Raw genomic sequence first — 25,927 nt, 5'->3', positions numbered from 1 at the left:
TTGGAAGGATCACCCGTCCGTGGTTGGACGGGGTGTCCAACGATGTGGCGAGGGGCCGGACACACTGTCCGCCCCCCCGCCGAAGGCTTACGCCTCCTCGTCGTTCACCCAGCTCATGAGCTTCCGCAGCTCCTTGCCGGTGGTCTCCAGGAGGTGGTTCTCGTCCTGGGTCTTGTACTCGTTGTACTTCTTCAGGCCGCCGTGGTACTCGGCCATCCACTCCTTGGCGAAGGTGCCGTCCTGGATCTCCGCGAGGACCTTCTTCATCTCCGCCTTGGTGGCGTCGGTGATGATCCGCGGGCCGGTGACGTAGTCGCCCCACTCGGCGGTCTCGGAGACCGACCAGCGCATCTTCTCCAGGCCGCCCTCGTACATGAGGTCGACGATGAGCTTCAGCTCGTGGAGGCACTCGAAGTACGCGATCTCCGGCTGGTAGCCGGCCTCGGTCAGGGTCTCGAAGCCCGCCTTGACCAGCGCCGCGGTGCCACCACAGAGGACGGCCTGCTCACCGAACAGGTCGGTCTCCGTCTCCTCCTTGAAGGTGGTCTTGATGACGCCGGCGCGGGTGCCGCCGATGCCCTTGGCGTACGAGAGCGCCAGCGCGAAGGCGTTGCCGGTCGCGTCCTGCTCGACGGCGGCGATGCACGGAACGCCGCGGCCCTCCTCGTACTGACGGCGGACCAGGTGGCCCGGGCCCTTCGGGGCGACCAGGGCGACGTCGATGCCCGCGGGGACCTCGATGAAGCCGTAGCGGACGTTGAGGCCGTGGCCGAAGAAGAGCGCGTCGCCCTCCTTCAGGTTGTCCTTGATGGACTCCTCGTAGACCTTGGCCTGGATCGGGTCCGGGGTCAGGATCATGATGAGGTCGGCCTCGGCCGCGGCCTCGGCGACGGACACGACGCGCAGGCCCTGCTCCTCGGCCTTGGCCTTGGACTTCGAACCCTCCTGGAGACCGACGCGGACGTCGACACCGGAGTCACGGAGCGACAGCGCGTGGGCGTGGCCCTGGCTGCCGTAGCCGATCACCGCGACCTTGCGGCCCTGGATGATGGACAGGTCGGCATCGTCGTCGTAGAACAGCTCGGCCACTGGAAATCTCCTTGAGGTGCTGGTGTTGCGTCCCACCGTACGGCGGGGAGCGCGAGGAAAGTTTTCGGGTCTCGTCAGTCGGACCGCCGGGTGGACCGGCGGTCGGCCTCCGATGACTCTCAGGCGCTGCGGTCGAGGGCCCGCAGGGACCGGTCCGTGATGGACCGGGAACCACGCCCTATGGCGATCGTGCCGGACTGCACGAGCTCCTTGATGCCGAACTGCTCCAGCATCTTGAGCATCGCTTCGAGCTTGTCACTCGAACCGGTGGCTTCGATGGTGACCGCCTCGGGCGAGACGTCCACGGTCTTGGCGCGGAACAGCTGGACGATCTCGACGATCTGGGAGCGGGTCTCGTTGTCGGCGCGGACCTTCACCAGGACGAGCTCGCGCTGGATCGCAGCGCTGGGCTCGAGTTCGACGATCTTCAGGACGTTGACCAGCTTGTTGAGCTGCTTGGTCACCTGCTCGAGGGGCAGGTCCTCGACATTGACCACGATGGTGATGCGGGAGATGTCGGGGTGTTCGGTGACACCGACGGCGAGCGAGTCGATGTTGAAGCCTCGGCGGGAGAACAGCGCGGCGATCCTGGCGAGGATGCCGGGCGTGTTCTCGACGAGAACGGAGAGCGTGTGCTTGGTGGACATGTCTGGGTCTCTTCCTTTTCGCTCTGCTCGCTCAGTCGTCTTCGCCGTCGCCGAAGTCGGGGCGGACGCCCCGCGCGGCCATGACCTCGTCGTTGGAGGTGCCGGCGGCGACCATCGGCCAGACCTGGGCGTCCTCGTGGACGATGAAGTCGATCACGACCGGGCGGTCGTTGATGGCGTTGGCCTCGGCGATGACCTTGTCCAGGTCGGCCGGGTCCTCACAGCGCAGGGCGACACAGCCCATGGCCTCGGAGAGCTTGACGAAGTCGGGGACACGGGTGCCCTTGTTCGCCTGGACGTCGTCCGGGCCGGAGTGCAGGACGGTGTTCGAGTAGCGCTGGTTGTAGAAGAGGGTCTGCCACTGGCGGACCATGCCGAGGGCGCCGTTGTTGATGATGGCGACCTTGATCGGGATGTTGTTCAGGGCGCAGGTGGTGAGCTCCTGATTGGTCATCTGGAAGCAGCCGTCGCCGTCGATGGCCCAGACCGGGCGGTCCGGCAGGCCGGCCTTGGCACCCATCGCGGCGGGGACCGCGTACCCCATCGTGCCGAGGCCGCCCGAGTTCAGCCAGGTCGCCGGCTGCTCGTAGTCGATGAAGTGGGCGGCCCACATCTGGTGCTGGCCGACGCCCGCGGTGAAGATCGTGCCCTCGGGGGCGAGCTGACCGATGCGCTGGATGACCTGCTGCGGCGAGAGGCTGCCGTCCTCCGGCAGGTCGTAGCCGAGCGGGTAGGTCTCGCGCCAGCGGCTCAGGTCGCTCCACCAGGCGGCGTAGTCGCCCTTGTTGCCCTCGTTGTGCTCGGCCTGAACGGCCTGGATCAGGTCGGCGATGACCTCGCGGGCGTCACCGACGATCGGGACGTCGGCGGCGCGGTTCTTGCCGATCTCGGCCGGGTCGATGTCCGCGTGGACGATCTTGGCGTACGGGGCGAAGCTGTCGAGCTTGCCGGTGACGCGGTCGTCGAAGCGGGCACCGAGGGCGACGATCAGGTCGGCCTTCTGCAGCGCGGTGACGGCCGTGACCGAGCCGTGCATGCCGGGCATGCCGACGTGCAGCGGGTGGCTGTCGGGGAAGGCGCCGAGGGCCATCAGGGTGGTGGTGACCGGGGCGCCGGTCAGCTCGGCCAGGATCTTCAGCTCGGCGGTCGCGCCGGCCTTGATGACACCGCCGCCGACGTACAGGATCGGGCGCTTCGCGGCGGAGATCAGCTTCGCGGCCTCGCGGATCTGCTTGGCGTGCGGCTTGGTCACCGGGCGGTAGCCGGGCAGGTCGGTCTGCGGCGGCCAGCTGAAGGTGGTCTTCGCCTGGAGCGCGTCCTTGGCGATGTCGACCAGAACCGGGCCGGGGCGGCCGGAGGCGGCGATGTGGAAGGCCTCGGCGATCGTCCGCGGGATGTCGTCGGCCTTGGTGACCAGGAAGTTGTGCTTGGTGATCGGCATCGTGATGCCGCAGATGTCCGCCTCCTGGAAGGCGTCCGTGCCGATGGCCTTGGAAGCGACCTGACCGGTGATCGCGACGAGCGGGACGGAGTCCATGTACGCGTCGGCGATCGGGGTGACGAGGTTGGTCGCCCCCGGACCCGAGGTCGCCATGCAGACGCCGACCTTGCCGGTCGCCTGGGCGTAGCCGGTGGCGGCGTGGCCCGCGCCCTGCTCGTGGCGGACCAGGATGTGGCGCACCTTCTCCGAGTCCATCATCGGGTCATAGGCCGGGAGGATGCAGCCGCCGGGGATGCCGAAGACGGTGTCGGCGCCCACTTCCTCGAGAGAGCGAATGAGGGACTGCGCACCCGTGACGTGCTCGACGGTGGTGGCGGGCTGCGCGCCGCCGCGGGGGCGCGGCTGCGGATGGTGCCCGGTGGCCTGGTCGCTCATCAGCATCTCTTCTCGAAGCAGAGGGTTTTTGCGGGGTGTTTTGCGCGGGTTTGCATCGGCTTTGGAGTGGGCCGGTGCAACAAAAAACCCCTCGTGCCGTGAGGCAAGCGAGGGGAGCGCGTCGGGTGCGTTCTCAGCGGGGCCTACGGGGGCCCTGCCTCAGCCGACGCGCTTTCCAAGTACGAGAATTCGGGTGCGCATGGCACTGACCCTCCCTCTCGGCCCTCACCACTGTCAAGTGGGTGGGACGGGCGTCTCAGTATTTGAGCGGATCGGGGGACGATTTCCGGCCGGTACGGGGACCCCGCCGGGCAGCGGGTACTCGTCCCGCACGAGGGCCCTGCGCAGCCGGTACTCGTCCAGCGGGCCCGAGAAGGCCATGCCCTGGGCGTGGCCGCAACCCATCGCACGCAGGGCGACGACCTGCTCCGGCACGTCGACGCCGTCGGCGATGGTCTGCATCCCGAGCTCGCCGGCGATGCCGAGCACGCCCCGCGTGATCTTGCGGAGCCGCGCGGACTCGACGACGCCCTCGACGAGTCCCCGGTCCAGCTTCAGTATGTCGACCGGAAGCCGCCGCAGGGCGTTGATCGCCACGTGTCCGCTGCCGAATCCGTCGAGCGCGATCCGCACCCCGAGCCTGCGCAGGGTCACCAGACGCTGTTCGAGCTCTTCGAGCGGGGTCCTCGCGTCGCTGTCGGCGAGCTCGATGATCAGCGAGCCGGACGGCAGCCCGTGCCGGGTCAGCAGGGACTCGACCGAGCCGAGCGGCACCGAGCGGTCCAGGAGGCGGCGGGCGGAGAGCCGGATGCAGACCGGGGTCAGGTGGCCGATCCCGGCCCGCTCGGCGGCCTGCTCGACGGCCTCCTCTAGGAGCCAGCGGCCGAGCTCGGCGGTGCGCTCCCCGTCGTCGGTGACCCGGAGGTACTCGGCCGGGGTGAAGAGGATGCCCTGGGTGGAGCGCCAGCGCGCCTGGGCGCTGACGGCGGTGATCCGCCCGGTGGCGAGGTCGACGACCGGCTGGTGGAGCAGGGCGAACTCGCCGTCGTGGAGTGCGGAGCGCAGTCGGGCGGCCAGCTCGGTGCGGCGGACGACCTCGGCCTGCATCTGGGGCGCGTAGAGCTCGACGCGGTCCTTGCCGGCGGCCTTGGCGCGGTACATCGCCAGGTCGGCGTTGCGCAGGAGGTCGCCTGCCTCGATGCCGGGCTCGGCGAAGGCGACGCCGATGGAGGCGGCGACCCGCACTTCGTTGCCGCCGTCGACGCGGTACGGCTGGGAGAGCGTGAGCCGGAGCCGGTCGGCGATCTCCTGGACCTGGTTGCGGCGGGCGGCCTGGTCGCGTCCGCCGTCGCCGAGGATGAGGGCGGCGAACTCGTCGCCGCCGAGCCGGGCGGCCGTGTCCCCGGCCCGTACCGAGTCGTGGAGGCGGCGGGCGGCCTGGACAAGGAGGTCGTCGCCGGCCTGGTGGCCGAGGCGGTCGTTGACCGCCTTGAAGCCGTCGAGGTCGATGAAGAGCACGGCCGTGCCGGGGTCGGAGGAGCGGCGGCCGCCGAGCGCCTGCCGGACCCGCCGGGTGAACAGCGCGCGGTTGGGCAGGTCGGTGAGCGGGTCGTGCTCCGCGTTGTGCTGCAACTGGGCCTGGAGCCGTACGCGTTCGGTCACGTCCCGGCTGTTGAAGATCAGGCCGCCCTGGTGCCGGTTGACGGTCGACTCCACGTTGAGCCACTCGCCGCGGCCGGAGCGGAAGCGGCACTCGATCCGGGTGGTGGGCTCCTCGGCGGGCGAGACGGCGAGGAAGCGCCGGACCTCGTGGACGACGGCGCCGAGGTCCTCGGGGTGGATGAGGGAGGCCAGTTCGGAGCCGATGAGGTCGTCGGCCTCGCGCCCGTACACCCCGGTCGCGGCCGGGCTGACGTAGCGCAGTATCCCGGTCGGCGCGGCGATCATGATGACGTCGCTGGAGCCCTGCACGAGTGACCTGAAGTGGTTCTCCTTCTGGGCCAGTTCGTGGGTGAGCGCGATGTTGTCGAGGAGCATGATGCCCTGGCGCACGACGAGGGCCAGGACCACGGTGCAGCCGGTCAGGACGACGACCTTGTCGACCCGGCGCCCCTCCACGACGTTGTACAGGATGCCGAGGGTGCAGACCGCCGCGGCGAGGTACGGCGTGAGGGCGGCGAGCGAGCCCGCGACGGGACGGCTGTGCAGCAGCGGGCCCCGCGCGGGCACGGCGCTGTCGGGCAGCCGGCGCACGCCCCAGGGCGCGTAGGCCAGGAGCAGCGAGCCCGCGAACCAGCCGGCGTCGAGCAGCTGGCCCGAGGCGTAGTTCTCGCGGAGCAGCGGCGAGGTGAACAGGGCGTCGCACAGCACCGTCAGGGCCAGCGCGGCGATGGCGGTGTTGGTCGCCGATCTGTTCGCCTGCGAGCGCCGGAAGTGCAGCACCAGGACCATGCTGACGAGCACGATGTCGAGCAGCGGGTACGCGAGCGACAGCGCGGCCTGGGCGACGGGCTCGCCCTCGAAGTGGGCCGTGCGGGCGAGGGCCAGGCTCCAGGAGAGCGTGAGCAGCGAGCCCCCGATGAGCCAGGCGTCGAGCCCCAGGCACACCCAGCCGGCCCGGGTGACGGGCTTCTTGGCGAGGACGAGGAGGCCGACGATGGCGGGCGGAGCGAAGAGTAAGAAGAAGAGGTCGGCGACGGAGGAGTCCGGCACCTCGGCGCGGAGCACCACCTCGTACCAGCCCCACACCGCGTTGCCCGAGGCGGCCATGAACGAGGAGAAGGCGAAGAGCAGCCAGGCGGGGCGCGCGGTGCCGTGGTGGGCGCGCCCGTAGAGGAAGCAGGAGACCGCGGCGGTGAGCGCGGCGGCACTGAGCCCGAAGTCGCCCATGAACAGCGCGAGCCGCGGCGAGCCCCAGCCGAGCGAGGCGCCCGTCGTGTAGCCCGCGCAGATCAGGCCCAGGGCGATCTGGGCGAGGACGGAGCCGACGCCGGGGCGCCCGGGGTCGGGGTGCCCGGAGCCGCCGCCACCGCCGACGGGACGGCGGGTGATGACCGCCCCGGGGGCGCTCACCGGGTCCTCCGGCGGCGCACCACCGCATCCTGCCGCTTCGTGCGGGCGCGCCGACGGCTCGTCGAAGCTCCCGGGGGCGTGCCCGTCGCAGTCGCCGGGACCCGCGTCCGGGAGCGGGGCGCCGTGGCTCTCGCCGCCGCGCCCGGCTCCCGTGTGCGGTCCGGTGCCGGGCGGTCCGTCGGCGTGGGGCGCGCGGTGCGGCGCGGCCTGGTCCGGTACCGATCGTGCGAGGCCGGTGGCGAGGCGTGGAAGGCTTGCCGACGGCGGCGTCGCCGCGTCGGATCGTCGGTCTTTCGGCCGTGCTTCACCCGTCGCCCCCCTCGGAATCTGATGACCCGTCACTTCGCTCCCCAGCGTCAGCCCTTACTCGACGCAGTCCCCCGCCCCCGGACGATACACCAGGACCGTCACTCAGGGACAGGGTCGCAGTACTCTCAGTGACGACCAGGGGGCTTGCGCGCGGCGCGTGTCGGGGGCGCGCTTCACCCGTCCGGCCCCCTCGGGGCCGGTGCCGCTCAGTCGGTGGTGAGGATGACGTTGACCGGCTCCTCACCTGCGGCGAACCGCCGCAGCTGCCCGGCGATCAGTCGCTTCGCACGCGGCATGAAGGCCGAAGTGGAACCTCCCACATGGGGACTGATCAGCACACCGGGAGCGTGCCACAAGGGGTGCCCGGCGGGCAGCGGTTCCGGGTCGGTGACATCCAGTGCCGCCGTGACGCGGCCGCTCTCGACCTCCTTGAGCAGCGCGGCCGTGTCGACGACCGGCCCCCGGGCCACGTTCACCAGGAGCGCCCCGTCCTTCATCCGCGCCAGGAAGCCGGCGTCGGCGAGGTGGTGCGTGTCGGGCGTGAGCGGAGTGGAGAGGACGACCACGTCCGCCTCGGGCAGCAGCGCCGGCAGGTCCGCGAGGGCGTGGACCTGGCCGCGCTCCGTGGTGCGCGCGGAGCGTGCGACGCGCGCCACCCGCGCGCACTCGAAGGGCGCGAGCCGGTCCTCGATGGCGGCGCCGATCGACCCGTACCCCACGATCAGGACGGACTTGTCGGCGAGGGCCGGGTAGAAGCCGGCCCGCCACTCCTCGGCGTCCTGGCCCCGCACGAACCCGGGGATGCCGCGCAGCGAGGCGAGGATCAGCGCCAGCGTGAGCTCGGCCGTGCTGGCCTCGTGGACGCCCTTCGCGTTGCACAGCGCGACGCCCGGCGGCAGCAGCCCGAGGCCGGGTGTGACGTGATCGATACCCGCGGACAGGGTCTGCACCACCCGGACCGAGGTCATCGCGGCCAGTGGCCGTACGGCGATCTCCGACCCCTTCATGTACGGCACCACGTAGAAGGCGCAGCGCGCCGGATCGGCCGGGAACTCGGGCCCGCCGTCCCAGAAGCGGTAGTTCAGGCCCGACGCGCCCGGAGCGGGGAGTCCCTCGATCTCGTCCGCGGGAACCGGAAGCCACACGTCGGCGGCCGTCTCTTCGAATCTCATGACCGGGAGGCTATGCGAAGAATCCCGCGCGCCATTGGTTACTTTGGGGGACGGCACAGGGAGGGGTACCGGCAGGTGGAGCGCAGGACTATCGGGGCGACGGCGCTCGACGTGGGTGCGATCGGCCTGGGGTGCATGCCGATGAGCTGGGCGTACAGCCGTTCGCAACAGCGGGGAGACCGCTCGCTGCGGACCGTGCACACGGCACTCGACGCCGGGGTGAGCCTGCTCGACACCGCCGACATGTACGGGCCGTTCACCAACGAGCTGCTGGTGGGGCGGGTGTTGAAGGAGCGTCGGGCGGAGGTCTTCGTCTCGACGAAGGTCGGACTGCTCGTCGGCGACGGCGGCGGGCGGCGGCACGTGGTCGCCAACGGCAGGCCGGGATACGTGCGTCGGGCCTGCGACGCCTCGCTGCGCCGGCTCCAGACCGATGTGATCGACCTCTACCAGCTGCACCGCGCCGACCCCGAGGTGCCGGTCGAGGAGACCTGGGGCGCCATGGCCGACCTCGTGTCGGCCGGCAAGGTGCGGGCGCTCGGTCTGTGCGCCGTCGGCGCCAGGTCGGCCCGCCGGGGCGCGGCGGGTGCGGGCCGTGACGGGTACGAGGGAACGATCCGCCAACTGGAGCGGATCCAGCAGGTGTTCCCGGTGGCGGCGGTCGAGGCCGAGCTGTCGGTGTGGTCGCAGGAGGCGCTGGCCCGACTGCTGCCGTGGTGCACGGCACGGGGTGTCGGCTTCCTCGCGGCGATGCCGCTGGGGAACGGTTTCCTCACCGGGACGCTGACCCCAGGCGGCGGCTTCGAACCGGACGATCCGCGCGCCCGCCACCCCCGCTTCACGGCCGAGATGATGGCCGCGAACCAGCCGCTCGTGGCCGGGCTGCGGCGGGTCGCCGCACGCCACGGGGCGGACGTCACCCCGGCGCAGGTGGCGCTGGCGTGGGTGCTCGGCCGCGGCGCGCACGTCGTGCCGGTGCCGGGAGCGAAGCGCGAGCGGTGGGTGGTGGAGAACGCGCGGGCGGGCGGGCTGCGGCTGACGTCCGGCGACCTGGCGGAGATCGCCGCGCTTCCGGCGCCGCGGGGCTCCTGGGACTGAACTTCACGGTGTCCGGCGGAGGCCGGGAACCTGATCGGGTCGAGCGGTGTATCAAGAGTGAAGGGATGCCGCTCGACTCGTCGAAGGGGGACCGGACCATGAGCCGTCCTGCTGTCGTGAAAGCCCTGTGGGGCGCCGCCGTGCTGGTCCTGGTCGCCGGCTGCTCCTCCGGAAGTACCGGGGAACGGCCGGGTTCGGCTCCGCCGACGCCGCCCACCGCGTCGGCCCCCGCGCCCCCCTCGTCCGCCCGCGACGGGCGGGTGACGGTGGCCGGGACGCTCACCGAGGGCCTCAAGTCGCCCTGGGGCCTCGCCGAGCTGCCCGGCGGCGACCTGCTCGTCTCCTCGCGGGACGAGCGGACGATCACCCGGGTGGACGGACGGACCGGCGCGAAGACCGTGCTCGGCGAGGTCCCGGGGGTCGTCCCGGGCGGCGAGGGCGGGCTCCTCGGTCTCGCGGTCCGGGACGGCTGGGTGTACGCGTATCTGACGGCCGCCGATGACAACCGTGTGGTGCGCATGCGGTACGGCGGCGGGGACGGCGACCGGCTCGGCGCGCCGCAGCCGGTGCTCACCGGCATTCCGAAGGGCGTCGTGCACAACGGCGGGCGGATCGCGTTCGGCCCGGACGGCATGCTGTACGCGGGGACGGGTGAGACGGGACGGACGGGCCTCGCCCAGGACCGGTCCTCGCTCGGCGGGAAGATCCTGCGCATGACCCCGGAGGGCAGACCGGCGCCGGGCAATCCCTTCCCCGGTTCGGTGGTCTACACCTACGGCCACCGCAATGTGCAGGGAATCGCCTGGGACGCCGAAGGGCGCCTGTGGGCGGCCGAGTTCGGGCAGAACACCTGGGACGAGCTGAACCTGATCGAGCCCGGCCGCAACTACGGCTGGCCGGAGGCCGAGGGGCAGGCCGGACGCACCGGGTTCACCGACCCGGTGGCCCAGTGGCCGACCTCGGAGGCCTCCCCGAGCGGCATCGCCTACGCGCGGGGCGCGATCTGGATGGCCGCGCTCAGAGGCGAGCGGCTGTGGCGCGTGCCGCTGTCCGGGCCGAAGCGCTCGGGGGATCCGGAGGCCTACCTGACCGGCGAGTACGGGCGGCTGCGCACGGTGGTCGCGGCGGGCGGCGACCGCCTCTGGCTGGTGACCAGCGAGACCGACACCCGGGGCACGCCCGAGGCCGGCGACGACCGGATCCTCCGACTGGAGGTGAAGTGACGTGAGGTGACGTGAGGTGACGTGACGTGACGTGAGGTGACGGGGGCAGGGCGCGTCAGCGGTCTCCGAGGGTCGGGTCGAGGAGGTGGAGGCGGTGGGCGAGGGCGGCGGCCTCGCCACGGCCGGAGACGCCGAGCTTGGCGAGGATGTTGGAGACGTGGACGCTCGCCGTCTTGGGTGAGATGAACAGCTCCTCGGCGATCTGACGGTTGGTGCGGCCGGCCGCGACCAGCCGCAGGACGTCCTGCTCGCGGGGGGTGAGGCCGAAGGTGTCGTCCTCCGGCTGCTCCGGGGCCGGGGCCTGCTTCTCGGGGGCGAGGGAGAGGCGGGCGCGGGCGGCGAGGAGTTCGGTGTCCTCGCGGAGCGGGCGGGCGCCGAGGCGGACGGCCGTGGCGTGGGCCTCGCGCAGCAGGGCCGCGGCCTCCTCGCGGTGGCCGCCCTCGACGAGCAGGGCGTCGGCGAGGCGGTGCCGGGCGCGGGCCAGGTCGTGCGGGCGTTCGAGCGGCTCGAAGGCGGCGACGACCTCGGCCCAGCGGGCGGCGGTGTCCCGTCCCTCGGCGCGGGCGAGCTCCTCGGAGACGTGCCGGGAGTAGGCCTCCCAGACGGGGGCCGGGGTGGCCAGGCCGCGGACGCAGCGGCGGACCACGTCGAGCGCGGCCGCGCGGCCCTCGTCGGCGGCGGGCAGTCCGCGGCTGTCGGCCTCGGCGGTGACGGCGGTGCGGAGGAGCGGCCAGCCGTAGCGGTGGGTGCCGGGCGGGAAGCCGGTCTCCGCGGTGGCGGCGAGCCGGGCCCGGACGTCCGCGAGGCGTCCCTCGGCCGCGGCGGCGGCGACCTCGGCCTGGGTCACGGGCAGGGTGTACTGCGGGATCGGGTCGGCGGTGCCGTAGCGCTTGCGGGCCTCGGCGACGTGCTCGACGGCCTTGGCGGGCTCGCCGCGGAAGGTGGCGAGGTGGGCGAGCTGGAGGTGGGCGGTGCCGCCGGGCTTGGTGGTGCTCGCGCCGGAGCGGAGCAGCCGTTCGGCCTCCTCCTTGCTGCGGTCCCATTCGCCGAGCGAGAGGAGCGATTCGGCGAGGTTGGCGCGGATCCAGCCCGCGCTGTCGACGAGGCCGCGGGAGCGGGCCATCTCGATGCCGGTGGTGGCGATCTCCACGGCCTCGCGGGAGCGGCCGAGCGCCTCCATGGAGGAGGAGAGGTTGACGTGGGCGCGGGCGGCCTCGTGGAACTGGCCGAGGGCCATGGTCCGTTCGCGGGCCTGGTGCATCGCGGCGAGGCCGTTCTCGGTGTCGCCGGCCGAGACCATGATGGTGCCGAGGGTGATCCGGGCGTTCAGCTCGATGGGTTCGGCCTTGACGAACCGGGCGTACTCGACGGCGCGTTCGGCGGCGGCGAGGGCTTCGGGGCCGGGGTTGCGGAGCATGCCCCAGCCGGCCGCGCCGACCAGGACGGTGGCGTGGACGGCGGACGGCGGGAGGCCCTTGACCAGTTCCTGGGCGCGGGCGATCTCCGGCCAGCCGTCGCCGCGGCCGAGGTTGGACTGGAGCCTGGCCATCTCGGTCCAGAACCAGGCGGCGCGCAGCGGGTCGTGCTCGTCGGTGTCGAGGAGCCGGAGCGCGGTGCGGCAGATCTTCGCGGCCCGCTCCCGCTCTCCGCTGAGGCGGGCGGCGACGGCGGCCTCGGCGAGCAGGTCGAGGTAGCGCAGCGAGGTGGTCTCGGGGTCGCAGCCGCAGGCGGGGTAGGCGTCGGCGTAGTCGATGGGGCGCAGCGAGTCGCGCGTCTCGGCGGGGGCCTTCTCCCACAGCTCCATGGCCCGTTCGAGGAGGCCGAGCTGTTCGGCGTAGGCGTGGCGCTTGCGGGTGGCGACCGAGGCGGCGAGGACGGCGGGGAGGGCCTTGGCCGGGTCGTGTGCGTGGTACCAGTAGGTCGCGAGGCGGGTGGCGAGCTCTTCGGCGCGGACGAGCGTGGGGTCGGCTTCGAGGACCTCGGCGTAGCGCCGGTTGAGGCGGGAGCGTTCGCCGGGGAGCAGGTCGTCGCTGACGGCCTCGCGGACCAGGGAGTGGCGGAAGCGGTAGGCGTCGCCGTCCGGGACGGCGAGCAGGATGTTGGCGCCGACGCAGGCCCGGAGGGCCTCGATGAGTTCGTCCTCGGTGAGCCGGGCGACGGCGGCGAGCAGGCCGTACTCGACGGTGGAGCCGCCTTCGGCGACGATCCTGGCGACCCGCTGGGCGTCCTCGGGGAGGGTCTCGAACCGGACGAGGAGGAGGTCGCGCAGGGAGTCGCTGAGGTGGCCGACGGCGCAGCCCGCCTCGTGGGAGACGACGAGTTCCTCGACGAAGAAGGCGTTGCCGTCGGAGCGTTCGAAGACCTCTTCGACGAGGCCGGGGTCGGGTTCGGCGGCGAGGATTCCGGTGAGCTGGCGGTGCACCTCGGCGCGGGTGAAGCGGGCGAGTTCGACGCGGCGGATGGTGCGGAGCCGGTCGAGTTCGGCGAGGAGGGGGCGCAGCGGGTGGCGGCGGTGGATGTCGTCGGCGCGGTAGCTGGCGACGACCACGATCCGGCCGCGGCGCAGGGTGCGCAGGAGGTAGGTGAGCAGGTGGCGGGTGGAGGTGTCGGCCCAGTGCAGGTCTTCGAGGACGAGCACGATCGTACGGTCGGCGGCGAGCCGTTCCAGGAGCCGTACGGTCAGCTCGAAGAGGCGGCCGGTGGAGTCTTCGTCGGAGGGCTCGTGGCTGCCGGGGTCGCCCAGTTCGGGCAGCAGGCGGGCGAGTTCGCCCTGCTGGCCTTCGGCGGCGGCGGTCAGTTCCTCGGGCAGTTTGCGGCGGAGCGCGCGCAGGGCGGCGGCGAAGGGTGCGAAGGGCAGTCCGTCGGCTCCGAGTTCGACGCAGCCGCCGACGGCGACGACGGCACCCCGGTCGCAGGCGGTGTCGAGGAACTCCTCGATGAGCCGTGTCTTTCCGACGCCCGCCTCACCGCCGATGAGCAGGGCCTGGGGCTCTCCCGCGGTCGCGCGGGAGAGCGCCTCGGTGAGGGCGGTGAGTTCGCCGGCGCGGCCGACGAAGACGGGGCTGACTGACCTGGTCTCCACGGCGCCGAGCATCGCACAGCCATGCGCGTTGTCGCTCATACGGGGGTCACGCGGCCCGGACGAAGCGGCCGCGTTCCCCGCCGTTCACCTGCCCCTCCGTGCCGTGGTGCCCGTGCCGGCGGCCGAAGAGGCGCAGACCCCGGTGGGCGCCGGTGGCCTCGGCGGCCTGGTGCGAGAGGCGCTCGGCGGCGGCCTGGCGGAGGAGCTCGGCGTGGTTCATGCGCTGGAGTTCGTACTCGAACATGGTGTGCTCCCTGGTTCTTCCCGGTTTCGGTATCGCTCCTTGCGATGCCTCTACTTTCGTTTCCCAGCGGGTGCGGCGGCATCGGGCGAGTGCCGCATGTTCGGCGTACGGGGGGCCTTAGACGGTGCCCAGGGGGGCCTTAGGGCGTCTGAGGACGTGCTCAGGAGCCGGCGGTCGGGAGGCTCAGGAAGAGGTCGAAGTAGGTACCGACCGACAGGAGCAGCCCGAGGCCGCCCAGGACGGCGCCCGCGACGGCGACCGCGCGGACCCAGCCGGGGCGCCGGGGCAGGGTGAGGACGACGACCGCGACGATCAGCGCGAGCAGGGCGAAGAGGCCGTTCACCACCGCGGTGGTGTGCCAGGCGTCGCCGTAGATCTCGGAGATCTGCTGGGCCGGGGAGCCGCTCTGGGAGGTGTTGATCTGCCCGATGAGCGTCTCGCGCTCGGAGGCGACCTTGCCGGTCCACGTGCCGGTGAGCGCGACGGCGCCGAGGGCGGCGGAGACCACCGCGCCGGCGCCGGCGCCGATGCCGGTGGTCTCGGGGGCCTGCGCCGACAGGTCCGCCTCGTCGTCGAGCCCGTCCTCGTCGAGCTCGTCGAGCTCGTCGAGCTCGTCGGCGAGGTCGTCGCGCTCGTCCTGCGGACCGGCGGCGGCGTCCAGGTCGCGCTCCGCCGCCCCGGGCGCCTCGTCGCCGGCGGGCGAGGTCTTCTCTTCGGTCTTCTCGGTCGTCTTGATGTCCATGCGGCGCACGCTAGGGGGCCCACATGAGAGCGGCCTTAAGAAGCGGCCGCCGCCTTCGCCGCGCGCCATTCGGGGGCGAGGACGGCCCAGACCTCGGTGTCGGCGCGGGTGCCGCGGTAGAGGTAGTTCTCCCGCAGGACGCCGTCCCGCGTCATGCCGAGGCGGCGGGCGACGGCGATGCTCGGCTCGTTCGCCGAGGAGGCGAGCCATTCGACGCGGTGGATCCCGCGCTCCTCGATCGCCCAGTCGATGATGACCCGGCAGGCCCGGGTGATCAGGCCCTTCCCGGCGGCCGAGGGCTCCAGCCAGCAGCCGGCCTCGGCGGTGCCGTTCTCGAGGTCGAAGAGCCGGAAGAGGACGCCGCCGACGAGGGTGCCGTCGCTCCAGATGCCGTAGAGGCGCCCGGTGTCGTTCGCGGCCTTGTCGGCGTACGAGCGGAGGTAGGCGCGGGCGGAGTCGAGGTCGGCGACGTAGTCGGGGAGGGCGATGTGCCGTCCGATGAACTCCCGGCCCCGGTCCATGTGGGCGAGGAGCTCCTCGGCCTGCCAGGGCTCCAGGGGCCGCAGCTCGGCGCCGTCGTCACCCAGCGATATCGCGAACATCCTCGTTCCTCTCCTCCACGGCCTGGGCCGTCACGCGCTGTACGGGGATCTTCGCACGGGCGTCGGCGGCCTCGCGGCACTCGGGCGGCTCGATGCTGATCCTCGGCATGATCCGGTCGAGCCACTTCGGCAGCCACCAGTTCGCCCCGCCGAGCAGGTGCATGAGCGCGGGGACGAGGAGGGTGCGCAGGACGAAGGCGTCGAGGGCGACGGCCGCGGCGAGCGCGATCCCGAACATGGCGATGACCCGGTCGCCGGAGAGGACGAAGGCGAGGAAGACGGAGATCATGATGACGGCCGCGGAGTTGATCACCCGGCTGGTCTCGGCGAGCCCGACCCGGACCGCTCGCCGGTTGTCGCCGGTCTCCAGCCATTCCTCGTACATCCGGCTGACCAGGAAGACCTGGTAGTCCATGGAGAGGCCGAAGAGGACCGAGACCATGATCACGGGCAGGAAGGGCTCGATGGGTCCCGCGCTGCCGAGGCCGAGGAGTTCGCTCCCCCAGCCCCATTGGAAGATCGCCACGACGATGCCGAAGGCGGCGGCGACGGCCGCCACGTTCATGGCCGCGGCCTTGAGCGGGATGCCGAGGGAGCGGAAGGCGAGCAGCAGGAGGACGCAGCCCAGGGCGATGACGACGCCGACGAAGAGCGGCAGCTTGCCGATGATGATCTCGGCGAAGTCGTCGTAGGAGGCGGTGACGCCGCCGACGTGCACCTGGAGGGAGGTGCCGGCCTCGGCCTCGGGCAGGACGTCCTGGCGGAGCCGGTCGACGAGCTCGCTGGTGGCCTTGGACTGGGGCGAGGAGTCGGGGACGACGGTGAGGAAGGCGGTGTCGCCGGAGCCGTTGTAGGTGACCGGGGAGACGGAGGCGACCCCGCGGGTGGCGGAGAGCGTGGCCGGCAGCCGGTCGAGGGCGACCCGGTCGTCGGCGCCGTCGAGCCCGGCGACGAGGGTGAGGGGTCCGTTGACGCCCGGCCCGAAGCCGTCGGCCAGCAGGTCGTACGCCTGCCGGGTGGTCGCGGTGGCCGGGTTGTTGCCCTGGTCGGAGGTGCCCAGGTGGAGCGAGAGGGTGGGCAGCGCGAGGACGCCCATGACGACGACGGCGACGGCCCCGAGGAGCTTGGGGTGCCGCTCGACGAAGGCGGACCAGCGGGCCGCGAAGCCGGTGGGCAGCTCGGGCTGCGGCCCGTGCTCGGCGAGCGTCCGCCGTTCGCGCCGGGACAGCGCCCGCGCCCCGATGAGGGAGAGCAGGGCGGGCAGCAGGGTGACGGAGGCGGCGACCGTGAGGACGACGGTGAGGGAGGCGGCGATGGCGACGCCGTTGAGGAAGCCGAGCCGCAGGATCAGCATGCCGAGCAGCGCGATGCAGACGGTGGCCCCGGCGAAGACGACGGCGCGGCCGGTGGTGGCGACGGCGGTCTCGGCCGCCTCGGCGACGGAGCGGCCCCGTTTGAGGCCTCTGCGGTGCCGGGTCACGATGAAGAGGGCGTAGTCGATGCCGACGCCGAGGCCGACGAGCATGCCCAGCATGGGGGCGAAGTCGGCGACGGTCATCAGATGGCCGAGGAGCACGATCCCGGAGTAGGCGATGCCGACGCTGACGAGCGCGGTCGCGATGGGGAGCGCGGACGCGGCGAGCGAGCCGAAGGCGAGGAAGAGGACGACGGCCGCGACGGCGACGCCGACGATCTCGGCGACGTGCCCGCCGGGCGCCTCGGTGAGGGCGACGGCGCTGCCGCCGAGCTCGACCTGGAGTCCGTCCTCCTCGGCCGCTTTCGCCGTGTCGACGAGGGCGCGGGCCTGGGCCTCGGGGATGTCGTCGGCCTGCTCGTCGAAGGTGACGGTGGCGTAGGCGGTGTGGCCGTCCTCGCTGATCTGGCCGGTGGTGTTCCCGTACGGGGAGGTGACGGCGGCGACGCCGGGGAGCGCCGCGGCCTTGTCCAGCATCGCGGTCATGCGCTGCTCGACGGCGTCGGCGCGGACGCTGCCGCGGTCGGTGTGCCAGACGATGGTGTCGCTGTCGCCGCCAAGGCCGTGGAAGCCCCGCTCCAGGAGGGCGGTGGCGCGGCCGGACTCGGTCCCGGGGACCTCGTAGTCGTTGGAGTACGCGCTGCCGGCGAGGATCGCTCCCGTGCCGACCCCGCCGAGCGCGAGGAGCCACAGGAGGACGACGACGAGACGGTGCCGGATGCACCATCGGGCGATGGCTGCCAAAGGACGTGCTCCCTGGGTGGTTCTTGGATCTTGCACGGGGAACAGCCCGAGAAGAACGCATGACCTACGTGCGCCCACTCTTACAGCCAAACGTGATCGTTTGTCCCATTCGTGTCGATGCTCACAGCCGTGCGCGGGGGTCGGGGACCGAGGTCCCGGGACCCCCGCCCGGGCGGGTGCGGAGGCCGGGGACCGAAGCCCCTGGCCCCCGCGCCCGTCAGGGGAGTCATCCCGAGACGCTGGGACGCCCGTTCTCGATGTGTCCCATCAGCCGGCGGCGGAAGCCGTCGGGCGCGGTCACCTCGATGTCGTACCACCCGTGGGCGTCGGCGGCCGAGTGCACGACGGTACGGGTCTTCCCGGGCTTCACGGTGACGGTCCGCGTCCAGTCGGCGAGGTCGTCCTCGTCGACGTACCCGATCGGCCTGACGGTGAAGGCGACCGGCTCCGTGCCCGTGTTCCGTACGGTGAGGTGCAGGTCGCGGTCGTGGTGATCGATGCGGGAGGCCACCTCGGCGCCACCGGCCGCGGGGCCCTCGAACTCGCGGCGGAAGCCGTTCGGGCCGGTGATCGTGAAGCGGTAACGATCACCCGGAACGGGGACCGTCCACTCCGCCGTCCCCCTGACGTCCCGGTGCTGCGGGACGGCGAACTCGCCCGCGTACGGATAGAGGGCGAAGTGCGCGCTCGCCTTCCCCTTGTTGCCGAGGGTGACGCTCACCCGGCCGGCGCCGGTCGTGGCGGAGGCGTCCGGCTGGTACGGCAGCGGGCGGGCCGGGCGGACACCCGGCTCCTGCTCCGGCATCCGCTGCACGGCCGGGGGCTGCGGCCGCCAGCGGCCGGTGAACGGCGGGATCGGCCCCGGCCGGTCGACCGGCGGCTGCCTGCGGCCCCGCTTGAAGTCGAACGCGGAGGTGAGGTCGCCGGTGACGGCCCGGCGCCAGGGCGTGATGTTCGGCTCCTGGATGCCGGTGAGCCGCTCCAGGAAGCGGATCACCGAGGTGTGGTCGAAGGTCTCGGAGCAGACGTAGCCGCCGACCGACCACGGCGAGACGACCAGCAGCGGGACCCGGATGCCGAGGCCGGTGGGCTGCCCCTTCCAGCGCTCGTCGGTGTTGTCGGCGGGCGGGACCGGCGGCGGCACGTGGTCGAAGAAGCCGTCGTTCTCGTCGTAGTTGATCAGGACGACGGTGTGGCGCCACACGTCCGGGTGCGAGCCGAGGGCGTCGAGCACCTTGTAGACGAGGGTGGCGGAGGCGACCGGCGAGGAGGAGCCGGGGTGCTCGGAGTCGACCGCCGAGGGGACGAGGTAGGAGACCTCGGGGAGCGTGCCGGCGGCGACGTCGGCGCGGAAGGCGTCGGCGAGGGTGCCGGACTCGACACGGCGGAGGCCGCGCTCGAAGAGGGAGCGCTCGGCCGCGGTCAGTCCGGCGACGCCCTCCTCCAGGAGGCCGAGGAGCCTGGCCCGCTCGGTGGTGTCGTCCGTGTCGCGCACGGCGGCGTAGAACGACTCCATGTAGGTGTGCCCGCCGGTCCCGGCGAGCGCCTTGCGGGCGATCTTCTTGAAGGTGGTGAAGAACTCGATGTTGTTGTCGGTGAAGTTCTCCCACTCGGTGTACGTCTTCCAGCTCCGCCCGGCCGCTTCGAGCCGCTCGGCGTAGGTGGGCCAGCCGTAGCCGGGGTGGGTGCCCTCGGCGTAGGCGGCGTTGGTGACGGCCCGGCTGCCGTCGGCCTCGAAGCCGGTCCAGCCGGACCAGAGGTGGTTGCGGTTGGGGCTCGTCGAGGTGTGGATGGACGAGTGGTAGGCGTCGCAGATGGTGAAGGTGTCGGCGAGCTCGTAGTGCAGGGGGATGTCCTGCCGGTCGTAGTACGCCATGGTGGCGGCGGTCTTCGCCGAGACCCAGCCGTCCATCCAGCCGCCGTGCCAGGCCTTGCCGCCGCCGCCCCAGGAGTGGTCGAGGTCCCCGATGTACTGGAGGTCCTTGCGCTGGGTCTCGGCGGCGCCGCGGATCGGGAAGGGCAGCACGGTACGGCCGAGCGCGGCCGGCTGCTCGAAGACCGGCCTGCCCGAGGGCAGCTCGACGGCGTTGCGGTCGCCGAAGCCGCGGACCCCGCGGAGCGTGCCGAAGTAGTGATCGAAGGAACGGTTCTCCTGCATCAGGACCACCACGTGCCGGACCGCCGCCATCCCCCCGGCCGGGGGCTCCGCGGCCATCGCGGCCTGCAGCGACGGCGGCAGCAGCGATCCCGCCGCGGCGGCGCCCAGCGCGCCTCCGCCCAGCGCGAGCAGCCTTCTGCGGGACATCTCGGATGACAAGACCGACCTCCAGTCGACGGCCAATGGTTCGCCTTCGAGCCATTGCTTGGTACGCCGGGGACGCTAGTGATCCGGAATGACGCCGAGAAGACCCGACAGGGGCGCGACGGTGAACGTCCGACAGAACTCGACGGGGCCGGGCCACGGAACGGCCGGGGCGCCGCGGCGGCGGGGCCGCAGCCGGCAACGGTCAAGGTGACGCGGCGGGAGAACCGGTCACGTCACCGTGGGAGTCACGCAGTGGCCCGGGCCGTCCGGAAGGACGCGCTTCTCCGCGTACATGTCGACCGCGGACCCCTTGGCCGCCTGGCCCGCCCTCCAGCGCCCCTCGGCGAAGAGCGGGTGGAGACGGCCGTCGCGCGGCGCCGCGCAGTCGTGGTTGCCGACCTCGCTCGCGTAGGAGCCCAGGACGAGCTTCCCGCCCCTCGACGTGAACGTCATCTGACGCCGTACGGCGATCCGGGCCACCTCGGGAACGCCCGGGAGCACCTCGTGGCGCACGTCGGCCCGCACCAGCGGGTAGACGAAGGTGTAGTCGGCGCGCACGACCAGTTCGCCCGCCTTCGAGACCTCGTAGTCCATCGTGCCCCGCGTCCTGATGCCGCTCTCGTCCAGGTACACCTCCTCGGGGTCGAAGCGGGTGACCATGTCCTTCCGCACGGCGTCGTCGACTCCGCGCGGGTCAAGCAGGGCGAGAGCCGGTACGGGCTCGGCGCCGAGCAGGGTCCGCTCCGAGACGCCGGTCTCGGTGAGCAGCGTCTTCACGTCCCCGAGCACGGCGTCGATCTGCCGCGCCGTGAACCCTCCGGCCGGCACGGCCCCTTCGCCGTAGATCCCGTCGGCTCCCTCCGCCCAGCCGGTCGCGGGCGAGTTCCGGAACGGCATGTCGACCGAATACGGCCATTCCAGGGGCCAGATCTCCTCGCGCATCGTCGCCGCGCCGAACGGCTCGTAGGGGGGCCGCTCTCCCGTCACGTCCGCCAGCCAGACCCCGAGACCGCCGAGGGCCAGCACCCCGGCCCCGGCCGCCAGCGCGATCTTGCGGCGCCGTATCGTCCGGTCGCGCCGCAGCGCCGCCTCACGCCCCGGATCGCCGGCCTGCGCGCGGAGCCTGGAGACGTAATCCGCCGGTTCCAGTGACATGTTCCGTTTCCCTCCCCTGCCCGCCGGATCCGGCGGAGCGGAACGGAGTTTCCCATAGGGCGGCGCGGGCCGTCATCGTGGATTCCCTTCGCCGGCCGGCGGCACCCGGATCCCCCGCACAGGCATTCCAGTTTACGAAGCGCGCATTCGGGAAGCCGGGGGCGCGTCAATTCTCGGGAAATGCGCCGCAATTGCGCCGGGCAGCGCTCCGTTGCCCGGAAGCGGAATCCGCCCCTACTCTCGAATCAAGCTGCTCGGCGATGGGTTGGGGTGGAAATGAGGCTTCGACTGATTTCTCTGCACTGCACGACGACGGAGGACGACCACGGCGAGGACGAACAGCGCCTGCTGGTCAACGGGGTTCAGGTCTGGGGCGCGGAATCGCCCGGACTGAACAACGGCGACACGGCGGATCTCTCCGCCGTGCCCCTCATCGAGTTCGGCACACGAGCCCGTGTCGAACTCTTCGACGACGATTCCCCGGACGACGACGACCTTCTCGGCGTCTTTTACGCCGGCCGCTCCCACGTCGGCCAAGGAGAACTGGAGTACAAGTTCACCGAGGACGACGCCGACTACACCCTGACCTACGAGGTACTCGCCTAGGACCCGTTCACGGGCGATGGGGCGGCGCGGCTTTCCCGAGGAGGGCCGCGCCGGCTGCCCGGGCTCCGGGAATCGGCCATTCCTGATGGAGCGTTAGATTCCTCCGCCGGTCGGCTGCCAGCATGTCCGGGTCATCGAACCCTCACTCTGGAGGACTCGTGAACACCCGGCAGATCGCACGATCGCTCGTCCGTCCGGCCCTCGCGCTCGCCGCCGCCACGGCCCTGGTCCTGGGCTCCGGCGCGACCGGCTCGGCCACGGAGGAGCGGGCCCCGGCCCGCGCCTCCGCCAGGTACGTCGTACCGGGCGGCACCGTCGCCACACCGGTCCCCCGGCCCGGCGTCGACCCCAAGTCCGTCGCGCCGCTCGGGATCAACGCGTTCGGATGGATCAGGAACTACAACTCCGGCCTCTGCCTCGCCGTCCCCGGCGGCAGCCAGGCGCCCGCCGCGCAGCTGAACCAGTTCGGGTGCGGCAGCTGGGCCGACCACTACTGGGAGGTCCGCTACGAGGGCGACGGGCGCGGTGAGCGCTGGTACTCGGTCCGGAACAAGAACAGCGGCATGTGCCTGTCGGTCGACGCCGCCGGCACGGCCGACTTCGTCCGGGCCACGCAGTACCCCTGCGGCCTGTACGTGGACCAGTTCTGGGCGCTCCGCTACGACAGCGCCAAGCAGGCCAACCAGTTCGTGAACTGGAACAGCGGCAAGTGCCTGGCCGTCCTGGACGGCAGCAAGAACTCCACGGCCCCGGTGATCCAGTACACCTGCGGTGGCCAGCTCGACCACTACTGGCGCTGACGGGGGGGGCGGAACGACGACGGCGGTGCCCCGGGCCGAGGCCCGGCGCACCGCCGTCGCAAGCGGAGCCCGAGGGGATCAGCCCTCGCTGACGCCCAGCTTCTCCAGGATCAGGTCCTTGACCTTCGCCGCGTCCGCCTGGCCACGGGTGGCCTTCATGACCGCGCCGACCAGCGCGCCGACCGCGGCGACCTTGCCGCCGCGGATCTTGTCGGCGATGGCGGCGTTGCCCGCGATGGCCTCGTCGACGGCCGTGCCGAGCGCGCCGTCGTCGGAGACGACCTTCAGACCGCGCTTCTCGACGACCTCGTCCGGGGTGCCCTCGCCGGCGAGGACGCCCTCGATGACCTGACGGGCCAGCTTGTCGTTGAGGTCACCGGAGGCGACCAGGGCCGAGACCCGGGCCACGTCGGCCGGGGTGATGGCCAGCTCCTCCAGGGACACGCCCTGCTCGTTGGCGTTGCGGGCGAGCTCGCCCATCCACCACTTGCGGGCCGAGGCCGCGTCCGCGCCCGCCTCGATCGTGGCGACGATCGAGTCGACCGCGCCCGCGTTGAGGATGGCCTGCATCTCGACCTCGGACACGCCCCACTCCTCGCGGAGCCGGTTGCGGCGCACGCGAGGCAGCTCGGGGAGGCCCTTGCGGAGCTCCTCGACCCACTCGCGGGCCGGGGCGACCGGGACGAGGTCGGGCTCCGGGAAGTACCGGTAGTCCTCGGCGTTGTCCTTGATGCGGCCGGAGGTGGTGGAGCCGTCGTCCTCGTGGAAGTGACGGGTCTCCTGCACGATCGTGCCACCGGCGGTGAGCACGGCCGCGTGCCGCTGGATCTCGAAGCGCGCCGCGCGCTCCACGGAGCGGAGCGAGTTGACGTTCTTCGTCTCCGAGCGGGTGCCGAAGGTCTTGGTGCCGTTCGGGCGCAGCGACAGGTTCACGTCGCAGCGCATCTGGCCCTTGTCCATGCGCGCCTCGGAGACGCCCAGGGCGCGGATCAGCTCGCGCAGCTCGGCGACGTACGCCTTGGCGACCTCGGGGGCCCGCTCGCCCGCGCCCTCGATCGGCTTGGTGACGATCTCGATGAGCGGGATGCCGGCGCGGTTGTAGTCGAGCAGCGAGTGCGAGGCACCGTGGATGCGGCCGGTCGCGCCACCGATGTGGGTGGACTTGCCGGTGTCCTCCTCCATGTGGGCGCGCTCGATCTCCACGCGGAAGATCTCGCCGTCCTCCAGCTGGACGTCCAGGTAGCCGTTGAAGGCGATGGGCTCGTCGTACTGGGAGGTCTGGAAGTTCTTCGGCATGTCCGGATAGAAGTAGTTCTTCCGGGCGAAGCGGCACCACTCGGCGATCTCGCAGTTCAGCGCGAGGCCGATCTTGATGGCGGACTCGACGCCGATCGCGTTGACGACCGGGAGCGAGCCGGGCAGGCCGAGGCAGGTCGGGCAGGTCTGCGAGTTCGCGTCCGCGCCCAGCTCGGTCGAGCAGCCGCAGAACATCTTCGTCTTGGTGCCCAGCTCGACATGGACCTCAAGGCCCATGACGGGGTCGAACGCCGCGAGGGCCGCGTCGTACGACAGCAGTTCAGTGACAGTCACGGTGAGAATTCCCTCTGATGCCTTCGGCCTCAGCCGAACAGGACGTCGTCGTCACCGATGCGCTTGAGCTCGCGCACGAGGAGAGCGACGCCGGTGGCGATGGCGGCGGCGGACACGACGGCGTCGAGCAGCTTGAGCGTGTCGTGCTCGCTACGGGCCGCACGGCCCCGCTTGACCACGCCAAGCAGGCCGAACGCGGTGGTGCCGATGGACAGGTACGTGCCGGTCTTGGACTTCTTGAAGCCCTTGGCCTTCTGCAGTGCACTGGTACTCACAGCGACGGAGCCTCCTCGAGCAGCGGGTGCCCCCACTTTTCCACGAAGGCGGCCTCGACGGCGGCGCCGACCTTGTACAGCCGGTCGTCCTTCATGGCGGGAGCGATGATCTGCAGGCCGACCGGCAGACCGTCCTCGGGCGCCAGGCCGCAGGGCAGCGACATGGCGGCGTTGCCGGCCAGGTTGGTCGGGATGGTGCACAGGTCCGCGAGGTACATCGCCATCGGGTCGTCGGCGCGCTCGCCGATCGGGAAGGCGGTGGTCGGCGTGGTCGGCGACACGATGACGTCGACCTGCTCGAACGCGGCCTCGAACTCCCGGGTGATGAGGGTGCGGACCTTCTGGGCCGAGCCGTAGTACGCGTCGTAGTAGCCGGAGCTCAGCGCGTACGTACCGAGGATGATGCGGCGCTTGACCTCGTCGCCGAAGCCGGCCTCACGGGTGAGGGCGGTGACCTCCTCGGCGGACCGCGTGCCGTCGTCGCCGACCCGCAGGCCGTAGCGCATGGCGTCGAAGCGGGCCAGGTTCGAGGAGCACTCGGACGGCGCGATCAGGTAGTACGCCGAGAGGGCGAGGTCGAAGGTCGGGCAGTCCAGCTCGACGATCTCGGCGCCCAGCGACTTCAGCAGCTCGACGGACTCGTCGAAGCGCTGCACGACACCGGCCTGGTAGCCCTCGCCGCGGAACTGCTTGACGACACCGACGCGCATGCCGGCGACCGAGCCGTTGCGCGCGGCCTCGACGACCGGCGGGACCGGGGCGTCGATGGAGGTCGAGTCGAGCGGGTCGTGCCCGGCGATCGCCTCGTGCAGGAGGGCCGCGTCCAGGACCGTACGGGCGCAGGGGCCGCCCTGGTCGAGGGAGGACGAGAAGGCCACCATGCCGTAGCGGGAGACACCGCCGTAGGTCGGCTTGACGCCGACGGTGCCGGTGACGGCGGCGGGCTGGCGGATGGAACCGCCGGTGTCCGTGCCGATCGCGAGCGGGGCCTCGTACGCGGCGAGCGCGGCCGAGGAGCCACCGCCGGAGCCGCCGGGGATCCGGGTCAGGTCCCAGGGGTTGCCCGTCGGGCCGTACGCGCTGTTCTCCGTGGAGGAGCCCATCGCGAACTCGTCCATGTTGGTCTTGCCGAGGATGACGACGTCGGCGGCCTTGAGGTTCTTGACCAGGGTCGCGTCGTACGGCGGGATCCAGCCCTCCAGCATCTTCGAACCCACGGTCGTCGGAATGCCGACCGTGGTGAAGATGTCCTTGAGGGCGAGCGGGACGCCGGCCAGCGGGCCGAGCTTCTCGCCGCGGGCGCGCTTCTCGTCGACGGCGCGCGCCTGCGCGAGGGCGCCCTCGCGGTCGACGTGCAGGAAGGCGTGGACCTTCTCGTCGACGGCGTCGATACGGGCGAGGTGGGCCTCGGTGACCTCGACGGCGGTGAGCTCGCCGGCGGCGATCTTCCCGGCGATCTCGGCGGCCGTGAGCTTGATGATGTTGTCCGTCATGACTTCTTAGTCCTCCCCCAGGATCTGCGGCACCTTGAAACGCTGCTGCTCCTGGGCCGGGGCGCCGGAGAGCGCCTGCTCGGGGGTGAGCGACGGACGGACCTCGTCCGCGCGCATGACATTGGTCAGCGGCAGCGGGTGGGAGGTCGGCGGTACGTCTTGGTCGGCGACCTCGGCGACGCGGGCGACCGCGCCGATGATGTCGTCGAGCTGACCGGCGAAGTGGTCGAGTTCTTCGCTGCGCAGCTCCAGACGCGCCAGCCGTGCGAGGTGGGCGACCTCCTCGCGCGTGATGCCAGGCATGCGGATCCTCACGGGGTGAGCTTGAT

General features: G+C 71.9%; 20 protein-coding genes. 4 read left to right on the top strand and 16 right to left on the bottom strand.

Annotation, left to right across the window (positions count from 1 at the left end; translation table 11 throughout):
* Positions 1 to 87: 87 nt before the first annotated feature.
* From ilvC to ACZ7G1_RS11770, 5 genes are all read right to left on the bottom strand, one after another.
* Complete coding sequence (gene ilvC / locus ACZ7G1_RS11790; RefSeq protein WP_150265792.1) at positions 88 to 1,089, bottom strand: ketol-acid reductoisomerase; 1,002 nt, start codon at positions 1,087 to 1,089, stop codon at positions 88 to 90.
* 119 nt (positions 1,090 to 1,208) lie between these two features.
* Positions 1,209 to 1,736, bottom strand: coding sequence for an acetolactate synthase small subunit (ilvN, locus tag ACZ7G1_RS11785; RefSeq protein WP_015036373.1), 528 nt, complete (start codon positions 1,734 to 1,736; stop codon positions 1,209 to 1,211).
* Positions 1,737 to 1,767: 31 nt separating this feature from the next.
* Positions 1,768 to 3,618: an acetolactate synthase large subunit gene (locus ACZ7G1_RS11780; protein ID WP_470872113.1), complete on the bottom strand. Its 1,851-nt coding sequence runs from the start codon at positions 3,616 to 3,618 to the stop codon at positions 1,768 to 1,770.
* A 228-nt stretch (positions 3,619 to 3,846) separates the two neighbouring features.
* Positions 3,847 to 6,684 carry a putative bifunctional diguanylate cyclase/phosphodiesterase gene (locus ACZ7G1_RS11775; protein ID WP_470872115.1) on the bottom strand — a complete coding sequence of 946 codons (2,838 nt, stop codon included), beginning with the start codon at positions 6,682 to 6,684 and terminating at the stop codon, positions 3,847 to 3,849.
* A 515-nt stretch (positions 6,685 to 7,199) separates the two neighbouring features.
* The gene (locus ACZ7G1_RS11770) at positions 7,200 to 8,138 is read right to left on the bottom strand and encodes a 2-hydroxyacid dehydrogenase (RefSeq protein ID WP_470872763.1); all 939 of its coding nucleotides are present in this window, start codon (positions 8,136 to 8,138) and stop codon (positions 7,200 to 7,202) included.
* A gap of 102 nt (positions 8,139 to 8,240) precedes the next feature.
* Between ACZ7G1_RS11770 and ACZ7G1_RS11765 the strand changes: the two genes are divergently transcribed.
* Together ACZ7G1_RS11765 and ACZ7G1_RS11760 are read left to right on the top strand one after the other, a co-directional pair.
* Complete coding sequence (locus ACZ7G1_RS11765) at positions 8,241 to 9,263, top strand: aldo/keto reductase (RefSeq protein WP_470872116.1); 1,023 nt, start codon at positions 8,241 to 8,243, stop codon at positions 9,261 to 9,263.
* A gap of 98 nt (positions 9,264 to 9,361) precedes the next feature.
* Entirely contained in the window at positions 9,362 to 10,486 is a 1,125-nt protein-coding gene (locus tag ACZ7G1_RS11760; protein ID WP_470872118.1) for a PQQ-dependent sugar dehydrogenase, read from the top strand.
* Positions 10,487 to 10,541: 55 nt separating this feature from the next.
* On the opposite strand, the gene ACZ7G1_RS11755 is transcribed toward ACZ7G1_RS11760, so the two are convergent.
* The 7 genes from ACZ7G1_RS11755 to ACZ7G1_RS11725 form a co-directional block, all read right to left on the bottom strand.
* The gene (locus tag ACZ7G1_RS11755; protein ID WP_470872120.1) at positions 10,542 to 13,607 is read right to left on the bottom strand and encodes a helix-turn-helix transcriptional regulator; all 3,066 of its coding nucleotides are present in this window, start codon (positions 13,605 to 13,607) and stop codon (positions 10,542 to 10,544) included.
* Between the two features lie 7 nt (positions 13,608 to 13,614).
* Positions 13,615 to 13,812, bottom strand: coding sequence for a hypothetical protein (locus tag ACZ7G1_RS11750; protein ID WP_470872121.1), 198 nt, complete (start codon positions 13,810 to 13,812; stop codon positions 13,615 to 13,617).
* Between the two features lie 160 nt (positions 13,813 to 13,972).
* Positions 13,973 to 14,554: a hypothetical protein gene (locus ACZ7G1_RS11745; RefSeq protein WP_470872123.1), complete on the bottom strand. Its 582-nt coding sequence runs from the start codon at positions 14,552 to 14,554 to the stop codon at positions 13,973 to 13,975.
* Positions 14,555 to 14,589: 35 nt separating this feature from the next.
* Positions 14,590 to 15,156 (bottom strand): GNAT family N-acetyltransferase, encoded by a 567-nt coding sequence (locus tag ACZ7G1_RS11740; protein WP_470872125.1) that lies wholly within the window; start codon positions 15,154 to 15,156, stop codon positions 14,590 to 14,592.
* Positions 15,134 to 17,374 (bottom strand): MMPL family transporter, encoded by a 2,241-nt coding sequence (locus tag ACZ7G1_RS11735; protein ID WP_470872127.1) that lies wholly within the window; start codon positions 17,372 to 17,374, stop codon positions 15,134 to 15,136. The genes ACZ7G1_RS11740 and ACZ7G1_RS11735 overlap by 23 nt, the downstream gene beginning before the upstream one ends.
* A gap of 226 nt (positions 17,375 to 17,600) precedes the next feature.
* Positions 17,601 to 19,691, bottom strand: a complete 2,091-nt coding sequence (locus ACZ7G1_RS11730) for a phosphocholine-specific phospholipase C (protein WP_470872129.1) — start codon at positions 19,689 to 19,691, stop codon at positions 17,601 to 17,603.
* A gap of 216 nt (positions 19,692 to 19,907) precedes the next feature.
* Entirely contained in the window at positions 19,908 to 20,834 is a 927-nt protein-coding gene (locus tag ACZ7G1_RS11725; protein ID WP_470872131.1) for a hypothetical protein, read from the bottom strand.
* Positions 20,835 to 21,110: 276 nt separating this feature from the next.
* Here ACZ7G1_RS11725 and ACZ7G1_RS11720 point away from each other — a divergent pair, with 276 nt between their 5' ends.
* Positions 21,111 to 21,440, top strand: coding sequence for a hypothetical protein (locus ACZ7G1_RS11720; RefSeq protein ID WP_470872133.1), 330 nt, complete (start codon positions 21,111 to 21,113; stop codon positions 21,438 to 21,440).
* A gap of 158 nt (positions 21,441 to 21,598) precedes the next feature.
* Complete coding sequence (locus ACZ7G1_RS11715; RefSeq protein WP_470872135.1) at positions 21,599 to 22,240, top strand: RICIN domain-containing protein; 642 nt, start codon at positions 21,599 to 21,601, stop codon at positions 22,238 to 22,240.
* A gap of 78 nt (positions 22,241 to 22,318) precedes the next feature.
* Here ACZ7G1_RS11715 and gatB read toward each other — a convergent pair whose 3' ends face one another.
* The 4 genes from gatB to gatC are packed head-to-tail and all read right to left on the bottom strand — an operon-like array spanning position 22,319 to position 25,901.
* On the bottom strand, positions 22,319 to 23,830 hold the full coding sequence (gene gatB, locus ACZ7G1_RS11710; protein WP_470872137.1) for an Asp-tRNA(Asn)/Glu-tRNA(Gln) amidotransferase subunit GatB: 1,512 nt from the start codon (positions 23,828 to 23,830) through the stop codon (positions 22,319 to 22,321).
* Positions 23,831 to 23,859: 29 nt separating this feature from the next.
* Entirely contained in the window at positions 23,860 to 24,105 is a 246-nt protein-coding gene (locus tag ACZ7G1_RS11705; RefSeq protein ID WP_267045990.1) for a hypothetical protein, read from the bottom strand.
* Positions 24,102 to 25,598: an Asp-tRNA(Asn)/Glu-tRNA(Gln) amidotransferase subunit GatA gene (gene gatA, locus ACZ7G1_RS11700; RefSeq protein WP_470872139.1), complete on the bottom strand. Its 1,497-nt coding sequence runs from the start codon at positions 25,596 to 25,598 to the stop codon at positions 24,102 to 24,104. Before gatA ends, ACZ7G1_RS11705 begins: the two co-directional genes overlap by 4 nt.
* 6 nt (positions 25,599 to 25,604) lie before the next feature.
* Complete coding sequence (gatC, locus tag ACZ7G1_RS11695) at positions 25,605 to 25,901, bottom strand: Asp-tRNA(Asn)/Glu-tRNA(Gln) amidotransferase subunit GatC (protein WP_360812591.1); 297 nt, start codon at positions 25,899 to 25,901, stop codon at positions 25,605 to 25,607.
* Positions 25,902 to 25,927 lie beyond the last annotated feature (26 nt).

It is taken from the genome of Streptomyces sp. NPDC037273 (assembly GCF_055603625.1).
The sequence above is the reverse complement of the archived record's forward strand: the minus strand, read 5'-3'. Positions and strand labels throughout refer to the sequence as shown.

What these genes read in the sequence shown, in the direction of transcription:
- ilvN (WP_015036373.1), bottom strand. Translation starts at nt 1,736, where the DNA reads ATGTCCACCAAGCACACGCTCTCCGTTCTCGTCGAGAACACGCCCGGC.
- ACZ7G1_RS11780 (WP_470872113.1), bottom strand. Translation starts at nt 3,618, where the DNA reads ATGCTGATGAGCGACCAGGCCACCGGGCACCATCCGCAGCCGCGCCCC.
- ACZ7G1_RS11760 (WP_470872118.1), top strand. Translation starts at nt 9,362, where the DNA reads ATGAGCCGTCCTGCTGTCGTGAAAGCCCTGTGGGGCGCCGCCGTGCTG.
- ACZ7G1_RS11755 (WP_470872120.1), bottom strand. Translation starts at nt 13,607, where the DNA reads ATGAGCGACAACGCGCATGGCTGTGCGATGCTCGGCGCCGTGGAGACC.
- ACZ7G1_RS11750 (WP_470872121.1), bottom strand. Translation starts at nt 13,812, where the DNA reads ATGTTCGAGTACGAACTCCAGCGCATGAACCACGCCGAGCTCCTCCGC.
- ACZ7G1_RS11745 (WP_470872123.1), bottom strand. Translation starts at nt 14,554, where the DNA reads ATGGACATCAAGACGACCGAGAAGACCGAAGAGAAGACCTCGCCCGCC.
- ACZ7G1_RS11740 (WP_470872125.1), bottom strand. Translation starts at nt 15,156, where the DNA reads ATGTTCGCGATATCGCTGGGTGACGACGGCGCCGAGCTGCGGCCCCTG.
- ACZ7G1_RS11725 (WP_470872131.1), bottom strand. Translation starts at nt 20,834, where the DNA reads ATGTCACTGGAACCGGCGGATTACGTCTCCAGGCTCCGCGCGCAGGCC.
- ACZ7G1_RS11720 (WP_470872133.1), top strand. Translation starts at nt 21,111, where the DNA reads ATGAGGCTTCGACTGATTTCTCTGCACTGCACGACGACGGAGGACGAC.
- gatA (WP_470872139.1), bottom strand. Translation starts at nt 25,598, where the DNA reads ATGACGGACAACATCATCAAGCTCACGGCCGCCGAGATCGCCGGGAAG.
- gatC (WP_360812591.1), bottom strand. Translation starts at nt 25,901, where the DNA reads ATGCCTGGCATCACGCGCGAGGAGGTCGCCCACCTCGCACGGCTGGCG.